Origin of the sequence: Methylobacterium nigriterrae (genome assembly GCF_037106235.1) — a bacterium.
Classification (GTDB): Bacteria; Pseudomonadota; Alphaproteobacteria; order Rhizobiales; family Beijerinckiaceae; genus Methylobacterium; species Methylobacterium nigriterrae.
This window is the reverse complement of sequence record NZ_JBAWTG010000570.1, coordinates 1-427: the sequence shown is the minus strand read 5'-3', so window position 1 is coordinate 427 and position 427 is coordinate 1. Positions and strand designations below refer to the sequence as shown.

At 71.4% G+C, this 427-nt stretch carries 1 protein-coding gene; it reads left to right on the top strand.

Features of this window, described 5'->3' with window-relative positions:
- A partial coding sequence (locus WDW90_RS38285) for an SDR family NAD(P)-dependent oxidoreductase (protein ID WP_336492900.1) occupies positions 1-427 on the top strand: 427 nt, incomplete at both ends.

Sequence of the window (427 nt, the reverse complement as noted above, 5' to 3'; positions counted from 1 at the left end):
GCTGCGCCATGCTGCCCGCGGATCTCGCGAGCTCCGACGGGCCGCCGAGGCTGACGCAGCGGCTCGCGGAGCAGGGGCGGCACGTCGACATCCTGGTCAACGCTGCGGGCGTGAACCTGCGCCAGCCCTTCGAGGCGGTGACCGCAGAGACGTTCGACCTGCACATGGCGCTGCACGTGCGCGCGCCTTTCCTGCTGACCCAAGCGCTTGCCCCAGCCATGGCCGGGCGCGGCTTCGGCCGGATCGTCAACATCGCCTCGCTGCAATCCTACCGGGCCTTCCCGGACTCGGCGCCCTACGGAGCGGCCAAGGGGGCGGTATTGCAGCTGACGCGCGCCATCGCGGAAGCGTGGTCGTCCCGCGGGGTCACCTGCAACGCGATCGCGCCGGGCTTCTTCCCGACACCGCTTACGCGCGCGGTGTTCGA